Below are 20,304 nucleotides of genomic sequence, written 5' to 3' on the forward strand. Positions count from 1 at the left end.
GTCCTTTTCTGGTGGCGGCGGCTAGTGGGCCACGGCGGCGGCGCCGTGTTCGTCGATGAGGGCGCCGGTTTCGAAGCGCTCCAGCGAGAACGGCTTGTTCAGTGCGTGCGGGGCGCCGGTGGCGATGGTGTGCGCGAAGGTCAGGCCGGCGGCGGGCGTGCCCTTGAACCCGCCGGTACCCCAGCCGCAGTTCACGAACATGTTCTCCACCGGGGTCAGGCCCACGATCGGGGAAGCGTCCAGGGTGGTGTCCACGATCCCGCCCCAGGTCCGGAGCACGTGGGCCCGGGCGAAGATGGGGAAGAGCTCGACGGCGGCCGCCATCTGCTGCTCGATCACGTGGAAGGAGCCGCGCTGGCCGTAGCCGTTGTAGGAGTCGACGCCGGCGCCCATGACCAGTTCGCCCTTGTGGGCCTGGGAGACGTAGACGTGGACGTGGTTGGACATGACCACCGTGGGGTGGACGGGCTCGTGCAGTTCGGACACCAGCGCCTGCAGCGGGTGGGACTGGATGGGCAGCTGGAAGCCGGCCATTTCGGCCAGGACCGAGCTGTGGCCTGCGGCGCAGAGGCCCACCTTTTCGGTGTTGATGGTGCCGCGGTTGGTCTTGACGCCCACCACGCGGTCCCCCTCCTTCAGGAAGCCGGTCACCTCGCAGTTCTGGATGATGTCAACGCCCATTTCGTCGCATTTGCGGGCGAAGGCCCAGGCCACGTGGTCGTGCTTGGCGATGCCGGCGCGCGGCTGGTAGGTGGCGCCCATGACGGGGTAGCGGATGTTGTCGCGGATGTTCAGGATGGGGCAGAGTTCCTTGACCTGCTGCGGGTCCAGCCATTCGGCGTCCACGCCGTTGAGCTTGTTGGCGCCCACGCGGCGGATGCTTTCGCGGACGTCGCCCAGGGTGTGGGCCAGGTTCATCACGCCGCGCTGGCTGAACAGGAAGTCGTACTCGAGTTCCTCGGGCAGGATCTCCCAGAGCTTGAGGGCGTGCTCGTAGATGGCCGCACTCTCATCCCAGAGGTAGTTGGAGCGGATGATGGTGGTGTTGCGGGCCATGTTGCCGCCGGCCAGCCAGCCTTTTTCCAGGACGGCAATGTTGGTCATCCCGTGGTTCTTGGCCAGGAAGTAGGCGGTGGCCAGGCCGTGCCCGCCGCCGCCCACGATCACGGCGTCATAGGAGGACTTGGGTTCCGGGTTCCGCCAGAGGAAGTCCGGGTGCTCCGGAAGGTGCTGGGTGCTCACTGGGCGGCTCCAATCAGATCTGCTTCAGCGTCGGCCAGGCCGGCGTCGGCGGTGAGGTGCGGGTAAAGGGGGAACTTTTCGGCCAGGGCCGTCACGCGTTCGCGGAGTTCGACGGCGGTGTCCCCGGGCAGGGTGCCCGTGCCGGCCGATGCGATCAGCGCGGAGGCGATGATGTCGGCCACTTCGGTGAACTCGGCGGCGCCGAATCCGCGGGCGGCCAGGGCGGGGGTGCCGATCCGGAGGCCGGAGGAAACCATCGGCGGGCGGGGATCGAACGGGACGGCGTTGCGGTTGACGGTGATGCCGATCTTGTGGAGGGCGTCTTCACCCTGCTGGCCGTCCAGTTCGGAGTGGCGCAGGTCCACCAGGACCAGGTGGACGTCGGTGCCGCCGTTGACCACGGAGATGCCTGCGGCCTGGACGTCCGGCTGGAGGAGTCGCTCTGCCAGCAGCTTTGCTCCCTGCAGGACGCGCTCCTGGCGTTCCTTGAATTCAGGAGCAGCGGCAAGTTTGAAGGCCACCGCCTTGGCGGCAACCACGTGCTCCAGCGGTCCGCCCTGCTGGCCGGGAAACACGGCGCTGTTGATCTTCTTGGCGTATTCCTCCTTGGCGAGGATGACGCCGCCGCGGGGTCCGCCAAGGGTCTTGTGGGTGGTGGTGGTGACCACGTCGGCGTACGGGACGGGGTTGGGATGCAGGCCTGCAGCCACCAGGCCGGCGAAGTGGGCCATGTCCACCATGAGGTAGGCGCCCACGAGGTCGGCGATACGGCGGAATTCGGCGAAGTCCAGCTGGCGGGAGTAGGCGGACCAGCCGGCCACGATCAGTTTGGGCTTGTGTTCCAGGGCCAGCGCTTCCACCTCGGCCATGTCCACGCGGAGGTCTGATTCGCGGACGTGGTAGGGGACCACGTTGTAGAGCTTGCCGGAGAAGTTGATCTTCATCCCGTGGGTCAGGTGGCCGCCGTGGGCCAGGGAGAGGCCAAGGATGGTGTCACCCGGGTTCAGCAGGGCGAACATGGCGGCGGCGTTGGCCTGCGCGCCGGAGTGCGGCTGGACGTTGGCGAATTCGGCGCCGAAGAGGGCTTTGACGCGGTCGATGGCGAGCTGTTCAATGACGTCCACGTGCTCGCAGCCGCCGTAGTAGCGCTTGCCCGGGTAGCCTTCGGCGTACTTGTTGGTCAGGACCGAGCCCTGGGCTTCCATCACGGCTGACGGAGCGAAGTTCTCCGACGCGATCATTTCAAGGGTGGACTGCTGGCGGTGCAGTTCCCGTGCCACAGCGGCGGCGACGTCGGCGTCAACCGTGGCGAGCGAGGCGTTCAGTACATCCTGCATGGTTCTCCTTCTGGGGCCCTTCGAAGTTACTGATCCATAACTGATCTGTAACTGATATATTAGAACTGACGTAATAGTATGTTGTAGATCACGCGGCAGTCAATAGCTACCTTGGGAGAGCTCGGAATGAGCGTAATGACAGAGAACCAGCTGGCCGGAGAAGGCGACCTCTCGCTCGCCGAGCAGGCCTACCGGCACCTCCGGGACCGGCTCATCATGCTCGACATCCGGCCGGGTGAGGCCATCAACGACGGCAAGCTCGCCGCCGAGCTCGGGATCGGCCGCACGCCGGTCCGGGAAGCGCTCAAGCGCCTGGAAGGTGACCACCTCGTCGTGTCGTACCCCCGCCGTGGAACGTTCGCCACCGTCGTCGACATCACCGAACTCGCGGACGTCTCCGAACTCCGGGAGTCATTGGAACCCCTGGCAGCCCGCCGGGCCGCCAAGCTGGCAACCCCTGCCCTGCGCAAGGAAATACGGGAAACCGCGGCGGCAATTGCCAGGATGGGGGCGGATGACGATCCCTATGACCTCATGCGGTATGACATCAAGGTCCACCGCCTCATCTACCGGGCAGCCGCCAACACCCACCTCGAGGACGTGCTGATCCGTTACGACAACCTGGCCACCCGCATTTGGTGCATGGTGCTGGAAAAGGTGCCGTCAGTGGCGGAGCACATCGCCGAACACGTGGAACTGCTGGAGGCAGTGGCCGACGGCGACTCGGACCGGGCGGCCAAGCTGGCCCTTGAGCACGTGACCAGTTTCGAGCAGGCCATCCGCAGCGTGCTTTAGGCTGTCCGCCCGCCCGCCTTTCAGGAACGGGGCGCCCGCGGAATGAACGCTGAGGGTTCACGCCTGATCCGCATCAGCGCCGACTCAATGGCACCCCGGACTACGGATTCCGCCCCGAGAGTGCTCGCAACCAGATCCGGCAGCGGCAGGCCGGAATCCGTGGGCAGCAGGCTGCGGGCGTGCTCCAGGACCGGTTCGATGGCGCGTGAGATCGCGCCGGCGATGACCACCCGCTCAATGTCAAGAAGGCTGGAGAGCACCACAGCGATTCGCGCCAGCCGCACCCCGAGCCTGGCGATGATGTCCTGTGCCAGCGGGTCTCCCGCGCGGGCCGCCTGGAAGACATCTTCGGCGTTGATGTCCCCCTCGGGTATGTGCCGCAGCACCGTCTCGCCATCGTAGGAATGGATGCGGGCACGCGCCCACTTCCGCGCAAGTGCTCCGAACCCGTCCGAGCTCCCCTCATCCGGCACGAACTTGCTGTCCAGCTCATCCAGGAACCGCATCTCCCCCGCGCCCCCCTGGCGACCCCGCAGCAGGCGCCCATCGACAATCAGGCCGGCACCAAACCGCTCACCCGACAGCAAGGTGGCCACGTTGGCTGACGGCTCCTGTGCCTGCTCCGCGATGGCGGCGAGATTGGCGTCATTTTCGACGATGACAGTGCCCCAAAGGTGCCCTGCGAAGCCGGAATTCATCAACTGCCAGAATTCTCCTCCGGCGGGAGACGCGCCGTTCGCGTCAATGGGCGCCGGGACGCCGACGGCCGTGAGCAGGACATCCTCCGGGGTGCATGAAACATCCTCAAGGGTCAGGCGGATCAGCTCCCGTGCATTCGCCACGCGGCCGGCGCGTCCCAGCGCGTGCGAATCAATGCTTTGGCGGCGCTTGCCCAGCTCGCGGCCGCGCAGGTCGGCAACGATGGTTGTGAAGTAGCCCTCCCCGGCATCCAGGCCCACAACCACACCCGCAGCTTCGCGCAGCTGGTACTGCCGCGCCGGCCTGCCCTTGAGCCTGCCGGCCTCGGTACGGGCGTCAGTCAATTCCTCCAGCCAGCCCGCATCAACCAGGCCGTCACAAACCCCGAGCACCGTGGCGCGGGTAAGCCCGGTGGCAGCCATGGCTTCTCCGGCAGTAAACACCTGTTCCTGGAGGGCGAAACGCAACAGCGCCTCCGAGTTGATCTGCCGTAACAGTTGTGTCGAGCTCGCCGTATTTCCGTCCACCCCTTGACGATAGCCCCTGCGTCCCCCATCCTCATATAGGTCCTAAATATAAGACCCATATAAATTATCCGAGAGTCCAAGAGGAGCCGATGTTGCCACCTTTGACGTCCGCCGGGAGACACGTTTCCCGGCGCACTTTCCTTGCCGCTGCGGGAGGTGCGCTCACCGCTTTCGGGTTGGCCGGCTGCGCCCCGGCCAGTGCCAGGCCCACCATCACGTTCCACCAGTCAAAGCCGGAGGCAGTTCCATACTTCCGGGACCTGGCTGCGAAGTTCACCGACTCGCAGGACCGGGTGCGCGTCCTGCATGACATGGCCACAAATCTCTCTGCCAGCTTCGTCCGCAGCAGTCCCCCGGACCTCGGATGCCTCAACTACAACCTGGAGATGGCGCGGTTCATGGAGCGCGGGGCGCTCTCGGATCTTTCCGACCTCCCGGCAGCGGCCTCCATCCGGGACGACGTGCTGGACCTCACCAACTGGTATCCAACCTATGCCGGCCGCACCAGCGTCATCCCCTACTCGGTCATGGCGGCCTCGGTCATCTACAACCGCCGCATCTTCGAAGAGAACGGGGTGGCCGTCCCAACAACCTGGGATGAACTGATCGAGGTGTGCGAGGTGCTCAAGGCAGCAGGCATCACGCCGATCTACGGCACTTTCCGCGACCCCTGGACCGTGGCACAGGGATTGTTCGACTACACGGTGGGCGGCATGGTCAACGTGCGCGACTTCTATCAGAAAATGCATGGGATTGGCGAAAACGTCGGACCGGATTCGGAAGTTTCGTTCCAGAAAACGATGCTCGAGCCGGTGAAGCGCATGGTCCAACTGACCAAATACGTCAATCCCGATGCGGCAAGCCGCGGCTACGGAGACGGCAACACGGCAATGGCCCAGGGCCAGGCCGCCATGTACTTCCAGGGACCCTGGGCCTTTGGCGAGATCGAAAAGGCCGGCAAAGACCTGGATCTGGGAACTTTCCCGCTGCCCATGACCGGTGATCCCGCAGATCTCAAAGTCCGCGTCAACATCGACCTCTCGCTCTGGGTTCCCGAGGTCGCCAACGGGCAGCAGGGTGCCCGCGATTTCCTGCAGTACCTGATGCGGCCGGAGATCCAGAACCCTTACAACGCCAAATTCCTGGGTTTCGGGACGACCAAGGACGCGCCACCGGTGACCGACCCACGAATCGTCGAGATGCAGAAGTACTACGACGAGGGCCGCTTCTACATGGGCGCCTCACAGTTCATTCCGAACTCGATTCCGGCCGCCAACTACATCCAGTCGATCATCGGCGGCGCCGATGCCGAGAGCACGCTGCGCAGGATGGACGCCGACTGGGCCCGCCTGGCTTTCCGCGCTTAGACCCACACTTTCGATCTCTCAAAGCACGAAACGAGGACCATCCATGTCATCAATGACGAGACCTTCCACCAGGGTGGAGGTGACGGCCCCGGCAGCGGCTGGAACCACACGCGTGCGCAAAAGCCGCGTTGATCCGCTCTACTATGTTTTCCTCCTGCCCTCGCTGGTGATCTTCACGCTGGCCGTCACGCTGCCCGCCGTTCTCGGGTTCATCTACAGCTTCACGAACTCCGTGGGCTTCGGTGACTTTGATTTCATCGGCATCCGGAACTTCATTGCGGTGTTCCGTGATGAAGGAGTCCTCGGCGCCTACGGCTTCACCCTCGTTTTCTCGCTGGTCACCGTCATCGTCGTGAATGCCGTGGCCTTCCTCCTGGCCCTGGGCCTCACGTCCCGCGTCCGCTTCCGTGCCGCGCTTCGCACCGTCTTCGTCATCCCCATGGTGATCTCCGGCATCGTCATCGCGTTCGTGTTCCAGTACCTTTTCTCGAACTCGCTGCCCCTTGCCGGCAAAAGCATGGGAATCGAGCCGCTGGCCACCAGCCTTCTCGCAAACCCCCAGCTCGCGTGGCTTGCGATCGTCTTCGTCACGGCGTGGCAGTCCATCCCGAGTGCCATGCTGATCTACATCGCGGGGCTCCTCACGGTCCCCGCCGAGGTCTACGAGGCGAGTTCCATCGACGGGGCATCGCCCTGGCAGAACCTGCGGCACATCACCCTGCCGCTCATTGCGGGGTACGCCGTGATCAACACGGTCCTCGGCTTCAAGAACTACCTCAACGCCTACGACATCATCATCGGCCTCACCGACGGCGGGCCCGGCGTGGCCACACGAAGCGTCGCGATGTCGATCTTCCGCGGCTTCGAAGGCGGCGACTATGCCTACCAGATGGCCAACGCCGTGATCTTCTTCCTCATCAGCATCGTCATCGCACTCGTCCAACTTCGCTTCACACGTGGCAAGGGAGGGATCGCAGCATGAGCAGCGCACCCAGCATCATCCAGGTAGAACCCACGGCGGCCGCCAAGGGCCGCCGGATACCCGCCGGGCCCGAACGCATCCAGTGGCCCGCCACCATCATCCTCATTGTCTGCACGCTCAGCGTGCTCGTCCCGCTCTACGTCACGGTCAGCATGGCCTTCAAAACCACTGGCCAGGCAGTGGACGGCAACGCCTTCTCCCTGCCAAGCCCCCTGACCTTCGACAGCTTTGCCCAGGCCTGGACGCTCACAAACTTCCCCCGCGGCTTTGGAATTTCCGTGTTCGTGTCGGTGATCGCCGTTGCAGGGGAGATCATCGTTTCGGCCCTGGCCGCCTACGCCATCGTCCGCAACTGGGACCGTCCGCTCTTCCGCTGGTCCTTCTTTTACCTGCTCGCGGCAATGTTCATCCCGTTCCCCGTGGTGGCGCTGCCGCAGATCCAGCTCACGGGACTCGTCGGACTCGACAACCCGCTCGGGGTGGCCATCCTGCACATCGTTTTCGCCCTGGCCTTCAACACCATGCTCTTCACCGCCTTCCTCCGCTCGATCCCCCTGGAGTTGGAGGAAAGTATGCGGATGGACGGCGCGGGAACGTGGCAGGTGTTTTGGAAGCTCATCTTCCCCCTGCTGGGGCCCATGAGCGCAACCGTGGGCATCTTCGCCTTCATCGCGTCATGGAACGACTTCATGATGCCGTCACTCATCATTTCCGATCCTGAACTGCAGACCATCCCCGTGCTGCAAAAGATCTTCCAGACGCAGTTCAGCAACAGCTACAACGTGGCCTTCGCCTCCTACCTGATGGCAATGGCCCCCGCCATCATCGTCTACCTGTTTACCCAGCGCTGGGTCATGTCCGGCCTCACCCAGGGCGCCGTCAAGTAACTCCGGACCCACACACCTGATACAGCTGAAACTGAAGGAAGCAATCTTGCCCACCACCGCCACCCAGGCAACCCAAAGCCATCCCGCCCCCACGGCCGACCCCAACTGGTGGCGCCAGGCCTCCGTGTACCAGATCTACCCCCGCAGCTTTGCGGACTCGAACGGCGACGGCATCGGCGACATCAACGGCATCACCGCCAAGGTTCCGTACCTGAAAAACCTGGGCATCGATGCCGTCTGGCTGAGCCCCTTCTACCCCTCCGCACTCGCCGATGGGGGCTACGACGTGGACGACTACCGCAACGTGGACCCGCTGCTGGGCACGCTGGAGGACTTCGACGCGATGGCCAACGCCCTGCACGCCGCCGGCCTCAAGCTGATCGTGGACATCGTGCCCAACCACTCGTCGGACCGGCACCAGTGGTTCCGGGAAGCCCTCGCCTCGCCCAAGGGGTCCGCGGCGCGCAACCGGTACATCTTCCGCGACGGGCTGGGCGAAAAAGGCGAGCTGCCGCCGTCGGACTGGGACTCGGTGTTCGGCGGCCCCGCCTGGGAGCGCATCACCGAACCCGACGGCAGCCCCGGGCAGTGGTACATGCACATCTTTGCCAAGGAACAGCCCGACTTCAACTGGGACAACCCCGAAGTCCGCGAAGACTTCCTGAAAACCCTGCGCTTCTGGTCGGACCGGGGCGTGGACGGCTTCCGCATCGACGTCGCCCACGCCCTGACGAAGAACCTGGAAGAAACCCTGCCCACCAAGGCGGACCTCGAGGCCCAGGGCGAGGCGCTGTACCTCACGGGGCAGCACCCGTACTGGGACCGCGACGAGGTCCACGAAATCTACGCCGAGTGGCGCCGCGTGTTCAATGAATACAACCCGCCGCGCACCGCCGTCGCCGAAGCCTGGGTCCATACCGACCGCCGCGCCCGCTACGCCAGCCCGGAGGGACTGGGCCAGGCCTTCAACTTCGACCTGCTGCAGGCGGACTTCGACGCCGCCCAGTTCCGGAAGACGATCATCAAGAACCTGGCAGAGGCCGAAGCATCCGGCGCGTCGTCCACCTGGGTGTTCTCAAACCACGATGTGGTCCGGCATGCCACGCGCTACGGCCTCCCCGCGTCCGAGCCTTCGGCCGGAGGTGACATCATGGCCGGGCAGGCGGGCAAGCGGTGGCTTCTGGCCGGCGGCAGGCAGGAAGATGTCGACGCCGAACTCGGCCTGCGCCGCGCCCGAGCCGCGTCCCTGCTGATGTTCGCCCTTCCGGGTTCTGCGTACCTGTACCAAGGCGAGGAACTGGGACTGCAGGAAGTCGGCAGTGAAATCCCGGACTCCGCCCGGCAGGATCCGGCCTTCTTCCGGAACAAGGGCGTGGAGATCGGCCGCGACGGCTGCCGCGTCCCCTTGCCGTGGACCTCGGCGGGCAGCTCATTCGGTTTCGGCCCCGGCGGCTCCCACCTGCCGCAGCCGGAATGGTTCGCGGGCAGCTCAGTGGAGGCCCAGGAGGGCAAGGGGGATTCAACCCTGTCCCTCTACCGCCGGGCGCTCGCCCTGCGGTCGCAGCTGCAAACAACAGAAGCGCTGGAGCTGCTGGAAACCGGCCGGGATGACGTCCTGGCCTTCCGGCGCCCCAACGGCTGGACCTCCATAACGAACTTCGGTACGGAACCCTTCGAGCTGCCCGCGGGCCAGCTGCTGGTCTCCAGCTCGCCACTCGAAGCCGGCCGGCTGCCCGGCGCTGCCACGGCGTGGCTGCGGTGAGCGCCCCTGCCGCCGGCTCCGGACTGGATTTCGGAATAGGAATCGATGTTGGCGGGACCTGGATTAAGGGTGCACTCGTCAACCTGGGCAGCGGCACCCCGGCCGGCGGTGTCCGCCGCCTGCGGACCCCGTCCAGCGGCAGGGTGGATGACGTGGCCGACACCCTGGACCAGCTCATCAGTGAGCTCCAATCCGAAAGCCCCGGGCACGGGAACCTGGCTGCCGGCGTCGCCATCCCCTCGATTGTCCAGCGCGGAGTGGCGCTGTCGGCAGCAAACATGGACGGCAGCTGGGTGGGACTTGATGTCCAGTCCTACCTGGAGTCCCGGCTTGGACGATCCGTTTGCGTCGTGAATGACGCAGACGCTGCCGGTACGGCGGAAGCCCTGTACGGCGCCGGGAAAGGCCAGCGCGGCGTTGTCCTGGTCCTGACCCTGGGGACGGGCATCGGATCCGCACTGCTGGTGGACGGCAGGCTCGTTCCCAATTTCGAGCTGGGCCACCTGGAAATCGGCGGCTGCAAGGCAGAGTCCCGGGCATCGGCCGTCGTCAGGGAGAACCAAGGCCTCACCTGGGTGGAGTACGCCGACCGGCTGCAGCAGTACCTGTCGCACGTGGAGTTCCTCTTCTCGCCCGACCTCATCATCATCGGTGGGGGCATTTCAGCGTGCAGTACCGAATACCTCCCTCGCCTCTCACTGCGCACCCCGGTCATTCCGGCCAGCCTCGAGAACGCCGCGGGCGTTGTGGGCGCCGCCCTTGCCGGCAGGCGGCTCAAGGATGGACAGGCTCAGTATGTGTGACATGGAATACTTCAGTACATGTGCGGCCGGACATCTCGGCGGCGGCTGGAAGGGGCAGTGGCATGCAGGAAACCGTTAACGAGGACGAAGAGGCGCGCCAGGCCGTCATCGCTTCACTCGCCCGGCAACGGGACCTCGGCCTCCCTGCGGATCCGGACTTTGACCGGCGGCTGGATGAGCACTTCCCCACCCTCCGCAGCCTGTTCCACTCGCTTTACGGCGCCCGGCAGGACTGGCTGGAGCAGCTGTCCGCCCTGGTGGTGCAGAGCGCGCGGTCGTGGCAGGAGCGCTCCCCGGAGCTGAAGGCGCTGGACGCCGAACGCGAGGAGGCGCCGGACTGGTTCCAGTCCAACGGCATGCTGGGCGGCGTCTGCTATGTGGACCGCTACGCCGAAAGCCTGGAGGGAGTGCGCAGCCGCATTCCCTATTTCAAGGAGCTGGGCCTCACCTACCTGCACCTGATGCCGCTGTTCCTGGCGCCCGAACCGCATTCGGACGGCGGCTACGCCGTGTCGAGCTACCGGGAGGTCAACCCCAAGCTGGGCACCATGGAACAGCTGCGCTCCCTCGCGGCCGAACTGCGCGCCAACGGGATCAGCCTGGTGGTGGACTTCATCTTCAACCACACCTCGGACGAGCACGAATGGGCCCGGAAGGCAGCCGCGGGCGATCCCGAGTACAGCGACTACTACTGGATCTTCCCGGACCGGACCATGCCGGACGCCTTTGAGGCGAATGTCCGCGAGATCTTCCCGGAGAACCATCCGGGGTCCTTCATCCAGATGGCGGACGGCCGGTGGGTGTGGGCCACGTTCCACACCTACCAGTGGGACCTGAACTACTCCAACCCCGGCGTTTTCCGGGCCATGGCCGCCGAGATGCTGTTCCTGGCCAACCAGGGGGTGGATATCCTGCGCATGGACGCTGTCGCCTTCATCTGGAAGCAGCTGGGGACGCCCTGCGAAAACCTCCCCCAGGCGCACACGCTGCTCCGGGCGTTCAACGCGGTCTGCCGCCTGGCGGCACCGTCGCTGCTGTTCAAGTCGGAGGCCATCGTGCACCCCGACGAGGTGGCACTGTACATCGACCCCGCGGAATGCCAGCTTTCCTACAACCCGCTGCAGATGGCCCTGATCTGGGAGTCCCTGGCCACCAGGGACGTGTCCCTGCTGTCACAGGCGCTGGAGCGCAGGCACAACATCCCCGACGGTACGGCATGGGTGAACTACGTCCGCAGCCATGACGACATCGGCTGGACCTTCGCCGATGAGGACGCGGCCGAGCTGGGCATCAACGGCTTTGACCACCGCCGCTTCCTGAACTCCTTCTACGTCAACCGGTTCCCGGGCAGCTTCGCCCGCGGCGTCCCCTTCCAGGACAACCCCAAGACGGGTGACTGCCGGATTTCCGGCACGACGGCGTCCCTGTGCGGGATGGAGGTTGACCCGGCGGAGGCGGTGGAACGGATCCTCCTGGCCCATTCGGTGCCCTTCAGCACCGGCGGCATCCCGCTGCTGTACCTGGGCGACGAAGTGGGGCAGGTCAACGACTACTCCTACGCGTCCGAGCCCGGCCACGAGGAGGACAGCCGCTGGGTGCACCGGCCGCACTTTCCCGCCGAACAATACGCCCGCCGTGACGATCCCTCCACCCCCGAGGGGGCCGTCTACGCCGGATTGAAGCGCATGATCGAGGTCCGGGCGGGCACTCCTGAATTTGCCGGAACCACGCTGGTGGATTTCCGTACGAACAACCGCTCGGTGCTCGGCTACCAGCGCCCGGGCGGTCCGGACGGTGGCAGCACCGTCCTGGCCCTCGCCAATTTCAGCGACTCCGCCCAGACCCTCCCGGCGGAAACCTTTAGCGGGTACTCCCCTGCCGCCGTCGACCTTCTCTCCGAAGCCACCCTGCAACTGGACGACGGCATCACCCTCCTCCCCCGGCAGTACCTCTGGCTGCGCGTCACCCCCGCGTAGCACTCGCGGGCCCGTTTTCGCAACGGGCCCGCGCGCGTGAAAGCATACGGACCATGGCCTCCAAGATTGCGTACCAGGGTGAGCCCGGCGCCAACTCCAATATCGCGTGTCAGCAGATGTTCCCGGACATGGAAAGCGTCCCGTGCGCCAGCTTCGAGGACGCCTTCGAACTGGTGGCCGGCGGCGAAGCGGACCTGGCCATGATCCCCATCGAGAATTCCATCGCGGGCCGGGTGGCGGACATCCACATCCTGCTGCCGCAGTCCAACCTGCAGATCGTGGGCGAATACTTCCTGCCCATCCATTTCGACCTGCTGGGCATTCCGGGCAGCACCATTGAGGGCGCCACCGAGGTGCACAGCCACATCCACGCCCTGGGCCAGTGCCGGAAGCTGATCCGCGACCACGGCCTCAAGCCGGTCATCGCCGGTGACACCGCCGGGTCCGCCCGGGAGGTGGCCGAGTGGAATGACCCCCGCAAGCTCTCGCTGGCTCCTCCGCTGGCCGCGGAGATCTACGGCCTCCAGGTGCTGGCCTCGCGCGTGGAGGACGACCCCTCCAACACCACCCGCTTCGTGGTCCTTGCCCGGGAAACGGCACTGCCGGCCCGGCAGGATCTTCCCGGACCGGCAGTCACCAGTTTCGTGTTCCGCGTCCGCAACGTCCCCTCCGCCCTGTACAAGGCGCTGGGCGGGTTTGCCACGAACGGCGTGAACATGACGCGGCTGGAGAGTTACATGGTGGGCAACGAGTTTGCCGCCACCATGTTCATGGCCGACGTCGAGGGCCACCCCGAGGACCTGCCGCTGAAGCTGGCCCTCGAGGAACTGGCCTTCTTCACCACCGAGGTGCGGATCCTCGGCGTGTACCCCGCGGCTGACTACCGGGCGGCGGCAGCCACCGCCTGACGTGGCTGTGCGGGCGCGGCCTTGAGCAGCGGCGCGAAGAACGCGCCGAGCTCGGCGGTTGCCGTCAGCGGCAGGACGTTGGCCACGTACTGGTCCGGGCGGACCACCACGACGACGCCGTTGCGGTCCAGTCCGCGCAGGTCGAAGATGTCCGCCGTGGGATCGGTTGCGTACACCTTCTCGTAGTCGGTGAGCTTGAACGGGCCCACCTGCGGCTTGAAGACGGAGGGGACGGCATTGATGTCGACGGCGGTGTGCGGCTGCTGGTAAATGACCTTCAGATCGAACCACGCGTCCGGGTCGGCGTCCGCGGGTGTTACTGCCAGGGGTGATTCCGGCGAGTGCGCGAACCACTCGGCAAGCTTGTCCGTGGTGGAGTCCGTTCCGGGCTGGGCCGCATCCGCGAAGACATAGATCCGCCAGCGGCCGTCAGCCGTGGCGTGGTGGCCCAGGTGGATGGGGTTGGTGTCGCCCACGCGGACTACCGGTGCCGACTTGAAACGCTTGCCCACGGGGAAGCCGGCGGCCAGGTCCTGGTGGTCGGTGCCGCCAACAATCAGGGACGGCGCGTACTGGGTCATGAAACCTGCCGGGAACTCGGCGGTCCGCACGTAGAAGTCCTCAAGGTCCGAAGGGTGCTCGAACTCCTCGGGCTTCTTGGCCATCATGGTGGACCACTCCTTGTCGAAGTCGATCAGGTTCCTGGCCACCACCTGCCGCTCCTCCGAGTAGGTGGTCAGCAGGCTCTCGGGGCTGCGGCCCTCCAGCACATGCCCCAGCTTCCAGGCGATGTTGAACCCGTCCTGCATGGAGACGTTCATGCCCTGGCCGGCCTTGGCACTGTGGGTGTGGCAGGCATCGCCGGTGATGAACACCCGCGGGGTGCGGGTGCCGCGGTCCGCGGGCAGGACGTCGTCGAACCTGTCCGTGAGGCGGTGGCCCACCTCGTACACGCTGTGCCATGCCACGTTGCGTACATCCAGGGTGTAGGGGTGCAGGATCTCGTTTGCCTTGTGGATGATCTGCTCGATGCTCGTGTTGCGGACGGCGTGGTGGGTGGCAGGATCCACTTCGCCCAGGTCCACGTACATGCGGAACAGGTAGCCGCCTTCCCGCGGAATCAGCAGGATGCTGCCCTTCTCGGCCTGGATGGCGCACTTGGTGCGGATGTCAGGGAAGTCGGTGACGGCCAGGACGTCCATGACGCCCCAGGCGTGGTTGGCCTGGTCCCCTGCCAGCGTACAGCCGATCGCCTGGCGAACCTTGCTGCGCGCGCCGTCGGCCCCCACCACGTACTTTGCACGGACAATCCGCTCCTGGCCCTCGTTGGGTCCGGCGGTGTGAAGCAGCGTCACAGTGACCGGGTAGTCGCCCTCGGTGGAGACGGTGAGGCCCTGGAAGTCATAGCCATAGTCGGGCTTGAGGCGGGTGGGTGAGTTCGCCGCAAACTCGGCAAAGTAGTCCAGCACGCGGGCCTGGTTGACGATCAGGTGCGGGAACTCGCTGATCCCTGTTTCGTCGTCGACGGCGCGTGCGGCGCGGATGATGTTGGCGTTGTTGGCAGGGTCCGGCTTCCAGAACGCCATCTCCGTGATCCGGTACGCCTCGGCGATGATCCGCTCTGCGAACCCGAAGGCCTGGAAGGTTTCGACGCTGCGCGCCTGGATCCCGTCAGCCTGCCCAATAGCGAGGCGGCCCGGCCGGCGGTCAATGATCCGCGTGGTGACATTGGGGAACATGGACAGCTGCGCGGCGGCGAGCATTCCGGCCGGGCCGGTGCCGACGATGAGCACGTCCACTTCCTCCGGGAGCTCCTCGGGGCGGTTCAGTCCGACGCCGGCTGCCGGCTTGATGCGCGGGTCACCGGATACGTATCCGTGGTGGTGGAACTGCACGGGCTTTCCTCACTTCGTTGTGGATGATTCACATCAGTTCGTGTTCTATATCAGAACAGTAGATTCGATAATCGAAAACTCTAAACTTGTTTTCCACTGTACGCCGGTTGTGACGCGGGCGACAAGTGGCTCCGGAAGTGCCGCAAAAACAGCCGAAACAAGGGGGTTGACGGAAGCTGCAAATCTATGGATAGTGATCGTATACGATTTCGTACCTGATGAGGAGACGTTTTGGAGCAGGTCAACGGCGACACCCTGGCAGCAGCACGCAAGGTGGTCGCGGTGCACATCAACTACCCCAGCCGGGCCGCCCAGCGTGGCCGCACCCCGGCCCAACCGTCCTACTTCCTCAAGCCTTCCAGCTCGCTGGCGCTCAGCGGAAGCCCCGTGGAGCGCCCGGCCGGCTGCGAACTGCTCGGCTACGAAGGCGAGATTGCGCTCACCATCGGCAAGGCCGCCCGCCGCGTCACGGTCGAGGAGGCCTGGAGCCACGTTGCCGCCGTCACCGCCAGCAACGACCTCGGAGTGTACGACCTGCGCTACGCGGACAAGGGCTCCAACCTCCGGTCCAAGGGCGGGGACGGGTTCACCCCTGTGGGCCCGGCACTTCTTCCGGCAGACGCCGTCGACCCTTCCAAACTTCGCATCCGCACCTGGCACAACGGTGAACTGGTCCAGGACGACACAACCGCTGACCTGCTCTTCCCCTTCGCCCGGCTGGTGGCGGACCTGTCCCAGCTCCTCACCCTCGAGGAGGGCGACATCATCCTCACCGGCACCCCTGCCGGCGCCTCCGTGGCCGCACCGGGCGACGTCCTGGAGGTTGAGGCGGGCACGATTGATGGCACCCTCACCACCGGACGCCTGGTCACCACCGTTGAGCAAGGCACGACGGCGTTCGCGGACTTTGGCGCCCAGCCCAAGGTTGACGACCTGCAGCGGGAGGAGGCCTACGGATCCCGCGAAGCCGCAGGGCTCCCTGCTCCTGCCAGCGCCCTCACCCCGGAACTGAAAGCCAAGCTCGAGTCGGTCGCCACCGCCACCCTGTCATCCCAGATGCGCAAGCGCGGCCTTAACAACGTCAGCATCGACGGCCTCCAGGCCACCCGCCCGGACCGGCGCGTGGTGGGCCTGGCCCGGACCCTGCGCTACGTGCCCAACCGGGAAGACCTCTTCAAGACCCATGGCGGCGGCTTCAACGCCCAGAAACGCGCCATCGATTCCGTCAACGAAGGCGAAATCCTGGTCATGGAAGCCCGCGGCGAAAAAGGCACCGGCACCGTGGGCGACATCCTGGCCCTGCGCGCCCAGGTCCGCGGCGCGGCAGCGATCATCACCGACGGCGGCGTCCGCGACTATACCGCGGTGGCCGGCCTGGAAATGCCCACGTACTTCGCCAACCCGCACCCCGCCGTGCTGGGCCGCCGGCACATCCCGTGGGACACGGACATCACCATCGCCTGCGGCGGAGCCACCGTCCAGCCCGGCGACATCATCGTGGCCGACTCCGACGGCATCCTGGTCATCCCGCCCGCCATCGCCGAAGAACTCGTTGAGGACTGCATCCAGCAGGAAAAGGAGGAAACCTTCATCTTCGAGATGGTCAAGCAGGGCAACAGCGTGGACGGCCTCTACCCGATGAACGCCGAATGGCAGGCCCGGTACAAGGAATGGGCAGGCAACCGCCATGACTGAAACCGCCGTGGCCGGCGTGGCAGCCACTCCCGGCAGCAAGTCCCAACAGGCGTACCAGGCCGTCAAGGCACGGATCGTGGAAGGCACCTACACTCCCGGCTACCGACTGGTCCTGGGTGCCATAGCGAAGGACCTGGGCTTCAGCGTGGTTCCGGTCCGGGAAGCGATCCGCAGGCTTGAAGCCGAGGGACTGGTGACGTTTGAACGGAACGTCGGCGCCACGGTGGCAGGCATCGACCCCACCGAATACCTCTACACCATGCAGACCCTCAGCATCGTGGAAGGTGCCGCCACGGCACTCTCCGCACCGCTGATCGACGGCCAGGCCATTGCCCGGGCCCGTGCCGTGAACCAGGAAATGCGCCAGTGCCTGGAGCACTTCGATCCGGTGCGCTTCACCCAGCTCAACCAGGACTTCCACAGCGTCCTGTTCGAACACTGCCCCAACCCGCACATCCTGGACCTGGTACACCGCGGCTGGAACCGGCTGGCCGCACTCAGGTCCTCCACCTTCCGCTTCGTCCCCGGCCGGGCCCGCGACTCGGTGGAGGAACATGAGGAACTCCTGAAGCTGATCGAGTCCGGTGCCGATGCCGACGACATCGAGAAGGCAGCCCGCCGGCACCGCACGGCGACCCTGGACGCTTACCTCGCCCAAACCAATTAGTACGAAAAGACCAGTTGTACGACGCGACCACTTGTACGAAGAGACCACAGTTAGGACTTCAACGATGACGACCTCAGTAGAAACCACCAAGCACTACGTTCCGGATGACCTGCCCAGCCACATCCAGCACTACATCAACGGCCAGTTCGTGGACTCAATCTCCGGCAAGACCTTCGATGTCCTGGACCCGGTGTCCAACCGCAACTACGCCACCGCCGCGGCCGGCCAGAAGGAAGACATCGACCTCGCCGTCGCGGCCGCCCGTGAAGCATTCGTGAACGGCCCGTGGCCCCGGATGAAGCCCCGTGAACGCGCCCGTGTCCTGAACCGGATTGCCGACGCCGTCGAGGCCCAGGAAGCCCGGCTCGCCGAACTCGAAACGTTCGACACCGGCCTGCCGATCACCCAGGCCAAGGGCCAGGCCCTCCGCGCTGCGGAGAACTTCCGGTTCTTCGCCGACCTGATCGTGGCCCAGTTCGACGACGCCATGAAGGTCCCCGGCTCCCAGATCAACTACGTCAACCGCAAGCCCATCGGCGTCGCCGGCCTGATTACGCCGTGGAACACCCCGTTCATGCTGGAGTCGTGGAAGCTCGCCCCGGCGCTGGCCACCGGCAACACCGTGGTCCTCAAGCCCGCCGAATTCACCCCGCTGTCCGCCTCCCTGTGGGCCACCATCTTCAAGGATGCAGGGCTGCCGGACGGCGTCTTCAACCTGGTCAACGGCCTGGGCGAGGAGGCCGGCGACGCCCTGGTCAAGCACCCGGACGTCCCGCTGATCTCCTTCACCGGCGAGACCACCACCGGCCAGACGATCTTCCGCAACGCCGCGGCCAACCTCAAGGGCCTGTCCATGGAGCTCGGCGGCAAATCCCCCTGCGTCGTGTTCGCCGACGCCGACGTGGACGCCGCCATCGACTCCGCCCTGTTCGGGGTCTTCTCCCTCAACGGGGAGCGCTGCACCGCCGGCTCACGCATCCTGGTGGAGCGCGCCATCTACGACGAATTCTGCGAAAAGTACGCCGCCCGGGCAAAGAACATCGTGGTGGGTGACCCCCATGACCCCAAGACCGAAGTGGGGGCCCTGGTCCACCCCGAGCACTACGACAAGGTGGCCTCCTACGTGGAGATTGGAAAGTCCGAAGGCCGGCTCCTGGCCGGCGGCGGCCGCCCCGGCCACCTGCCCGAAGGCAACTACATCGCACCCACGGTGTTCGCCGACGTCGCGCCCGATGCCCGGATCTTCCAGGAGGAAATCTTCGGACCCGTCGTGGCCATCACCCCGTTCGAGAACGACGACGAGGCCCTCGCCCTGGCGAACAACACCAAGTACGGCCTGGCCGCCTACATCTGGACCCAGAACCTGACCCGGGCCCACAACTTCTCGCAGAACGTCGAAGCCGGCATGGTGTGGCTGAACAGCCACAACGTCCGCGACCTGCGCACCCCGTTCGGCGGCGTCAAGGCCTCCGGCCTGGGCCACGAGGGCGGCTACCGCTCCATCGACTTCTACACCGACCAGCAGGCCGTGCACATCACGCTCGGCACCGTCCACACCCCCAAATTCGGCGCCTGAACCCAACCAGCTCGCATTTGTTGTCGTTTTGAGGCCTCAAAACGACAACTACTGCCAGTCAGTTGGGGAAGAAGCCCCCTTTCAAAGAAGAGAGACCATCATGACCAACTTCGTTCCCACCCCCACCGTCCCGGCACCGGACATCGTCCGCTGCGCCTACATGGAGATCGTGGTCACCGACCTCGCCAGGTCCCGCGAGTTCTACGTCGACGTCCTGGGCCTGCACGTCACCGAGGAAGACGAGAACGCGATCTACCTGCGCTCCCTGGAGGAATTCATCCACCACAACCTGGTGCTCCGCAAGGGACCCATCGCCGCCGTCGCCGCCTTCGCCTACCGGGTGAAGTCCCCTGCGGAGGTGGATGCCGCCGAGGCCTACTACAAGGAGCTCGGCTGCCGGGTGGAGCGCCGCAAGGAAGGCTTCACCAAAGGCATCGGCGACTCCGTCCGCGTGGAGGACCCGCTGGGCTTCCCGTACGAGTTCTTCTACGACGTGGAGCACGTGGAGCGGCTCACCCAGCGCTATGACCTCTACTCCGCCGGTGAACTGGTCCGCCTGGACCACTTCAACCAGGTCACCCCGGACGTCCCGCGCGGCCGCAAGTACCTGGAGGACCTGGGCTTCCGCGTCTCCGAGGACATCAAGGATGCCGACGGCGTCACCTACGCCGCCTGGATGCACCGCAAGCAGACCGTCCATGACACCGCCCTGACCGGCGGCAACGGCCCCCGCATGCACCACGTCGCGTTCGCCACGCACGAGAAGCACAACATCATCCAGATCTGCGACAAGATGGGCGCCCTGCGCATCAGCGACCGGATCGAACGCGGCCCCGGCCGCCACGGCGTGTCCAACGCGTTCTACCTCTACATCCTGGACCCGGACGGCCACCGCATTGAGATCTACACCCAGGACTACTACACCGGCGACCCGGACAACCCCACCATCACCTGGGACGTCCACGACAACCAGCGCCGCGACTGGTGGGGCAACCCCGTGGTCCCCTCCTGGTACACCGAGGCCTCCCTGGTCCTGGACCTGGACGGCAACCCGCAGCCGGTCATCGTCCGCGAGGAAAAGTCCGAGATGGCGGTCACGGTGGGCGCCGACGGCTTCTCCTACACCCGCAAGGACGGCTCGCCCGAAGGCGACCGGACGGGCTTCAAGCTGGGAGTCCAGGTCTAG

16 protein-coding genes are annotated in these 20,304 nt (G+C 65.6%); 12 read left to right on the top strand and 4 right to left on the bottom strand.

What is annotated here, in order from left to right; genetic code table 11:
• Positions 1-21 precede the first annotated feature (21 nt).
• Positions 22-1,242, bottom strand: coding sequence for a sarcosine oxidase subunit beta family protein (locus LDO86_RS18395; protein ID WP_018770029.1), 1,221 nt, complete (start codon positions 1,240-1,242; stop codon positions 22-24).
• Positions 1,239-2,579 carry a serine hydroxymethyltransferase gene (glyA, locus tag LDO86_RS18400; RefSeq protein WP_018770028.1) on the bottom strand — a complete coding sequence of 447 codons (1,341 nt, stop codon included), beginning with the start codon at positions 2,577-2,579 and terminating at the stop codon, positions 1,239-1,241. Before glyA ends, LDO86_RS18395 begins: the two co-directional genes overlap by 4 nt.
• A 135-nt stretch (positions 2,580-2,714) precedes the next feature.
• On the opposite strand from glyA, the gene LDO86_RS18405 reads away from it, so the two are divergent.
• Complete coding sequence (locus LDO86_RS18405; RefSeq protein ID WP_018770027.1) at positions 2,715-3,374, top strand: GntR family transcriptional regulator; 660 nt, start codon at positions 2,715-2,717, stop codon at positions 3,372-3,374.
• Positions 3,375-3,394: 20 nt separating this feature from the next.
• Here the strand turns inward: LDO86_RS18405 and LDO86_RS18410 are convergent, their stop codons facing one another.
• A complete protein-coding gene (locus LDO86_RS18410) occupies positions 3,395-4,600 on the bottom strand; it encodes an ROK family protein (RefSeq protein WP_026265893.1) in 1,206 nt (401 codons plus the stop codon).
• 89 nt (positions 4,601-4,689) lie between these two features.
• Here LDO86_RS18410 and LDO86_RS18415 point away from each other — a divergent pair, with 89 nt between their 5' ends.
• The 7 genes from LDO86_RS18415 (at position 4,690) to LDO86_RS18445 (ending at position 13,285) form a co-directional block, all read left to right on the top strand.
• On the top strand, positions 4,690-5,967 hold the full coding sequence (locus LDO86_RS18415; RefSeq protein ID WP_196804766.1) for an extracellular solute-binding protein: 1,278 nt from the start codon (positions 4,690-4,692) through the stop codon (positions 5,965-5,967).
• Between the two features lie 52 nt (positions 5,968-6,019).
• Positions 6,020-6,949, top strand: a complete 930-nt coding sequence (locus LDO86_RS18420; protein WP_144600126.1) for a sugar ABC transporter permease — start codon at positions 6,020-6,022, stop codon at positions 6,947-6,949.
• The gene (locus LDO86_RS18425; RefSeq protein WP_018770023.1) at positions 6,946-7,836 is read left to right on the top strand and encodes a carbohydrate ABC transporter permease; all 891 of its coding nucleotides are present in this window, start codon (positions 6,946-6,948) and stop codon (positions 7,834-7,836) included. The genes LDO86_RS18420 and LDO86_RS18425 overlap by 4 nt, the downstream gene beginning before the upstream one ends.
• Before the next feature lie 46 nt (positions 7,837-7,882).
• Positions 7,883-9,598 carry a glycoside hydrolase family 13 protein gene (locus tag LDO86_RS18430; protein WP_018770022.1) on the top strand — a complete coding sequence of 572 codons (1,716 nt, stop codon included), beginning with the start codon at positions 7,883-7,885 and terminating at the stop codon, positions 9,596-9,598.
• On the top strand, positions 9,595-10,401 hold the full coding sequence (locus tag LDO86_RS18435; protein WP_026265891.1) for a polyphosphate--glucose phosphotransferase: 807 nt from the start codon (positions 9,595-9,597) through the stop codon (positions 10,399-10,401). Before LDO86_RS18430 ends, LDO86_RS18435 begins: the two co-directional genes overlap by 4 nt.
• A 62-nt stretch (positions 10,402-10,463) precedes the next feature.
• The gene (locus LDO86_RS18440; protein ID WP_018770020.1) at positions 10,464-12,377 is read left to right on the top strand and encodes an amylosucrase; all 1,914 of its coding nucleotides are present in this window, start codon (positions 10,464-10,466) and stop codon (positions 12,375-12,377) included.
• Between the two features lie 53 nt (positions 12,378-12,430).
• Complete coding sequence (locus LDO86_RS18445) at positions 12,431-13,285, top strand: prephenate dehydratase (RefSeq protein WP_018770019.1); 855 nt, start codon at positions 12,431-12,433, stop codon at positions 13,283-13,285.
• Here LDO86_RS18445 and LDO86_RS18450 read toward each other — a convergent pair.
• Positions 13,258-15,180, bottom strand: coding sequence for an FAD-binding monooxygenase (locus LDO86_RS18450; protein WP_018770018.1), 1,923 nt, complete (start codon positions 15,178-15,180; stop codon positions 13,258-13,260). The two genes, LDO86_RS18445 and LDO86_RS18450, sit on opposite strands and share 28 nt — an antisense overlap.
• Before the next feature lie 231 nt (positions 15,181-15,411).
• On the opposite strand from LDO86_RS18450, the gene LDO86_RS18455 reads away from it, so the two are divergent.
• The 4 genes from LDO86_RS18455 to hpaD all read left to right on the top strand — a co-directional run bounded on the left by LDO86_RS18455 (position 15,412) and on the right by hpaD (position 20,304).
• Positions 15,412-16,875: a fumarylacetoacetate hydrolase family protein gene (locus tag LDO86_RS18455; RefSeq protein WP_224084148.1), complete on the top strand. Its 1,464-nt coding sequence runs from the start codon at positions 15,412-15,414 to the stop codon at positions 16,873-16,875.
• Complete coding sequence (locus LDO86_RS18460) at positions 16,868-17,542, top strand: GntR family transcriptional regulator (protein ID WP_018770016.1); 675 nt, start codon at positions 16,868-16,870, stop codon at positions 17,540-17,542. The genes LDO86_RS18455 and LDO86_RS18460 overlap by 8 nt, the downstream gene beginning before the upstream one ends.
• 64 nt (positions 17,543-17,606) lie before the next feature.
• Positions 17,607-19,118, top strand: coding sequence for a 5-carboxymethyl-2-hydroxymuconate semialdehyde dehydrogenase (gene hpaE, locus LDO86_RS18465; protein ID WP_018770015.1), 1,512 nt, complete (start codon positions 17,607-17,609; stop codon positions 19,116-19,118).
• 100 nt (positions 19,119-19,218) lie between these two features.
• Complete coding sequence (hpaD, locus tag LDO86_RS18470) at positions 19,219-20,304, top strand: 3,4-dihydroxyphenylacetate 2,3-dioxygenase (protein WP_018770014.1); 1,086 nt, start codon at positions 19,219-19,221, stop codon at positions 20,302-20,304.

Source organism: Arthrobacter sp. StoSoilB19 (genome assembly GCF_019977275.1).
In the GTDB taxonomy this organism is placed as follows: domain Bacteria; phylum Actinomycetota; class Actinomycetes; order Actinomycetales; family Micrococcaceae; genus Arthrobacter.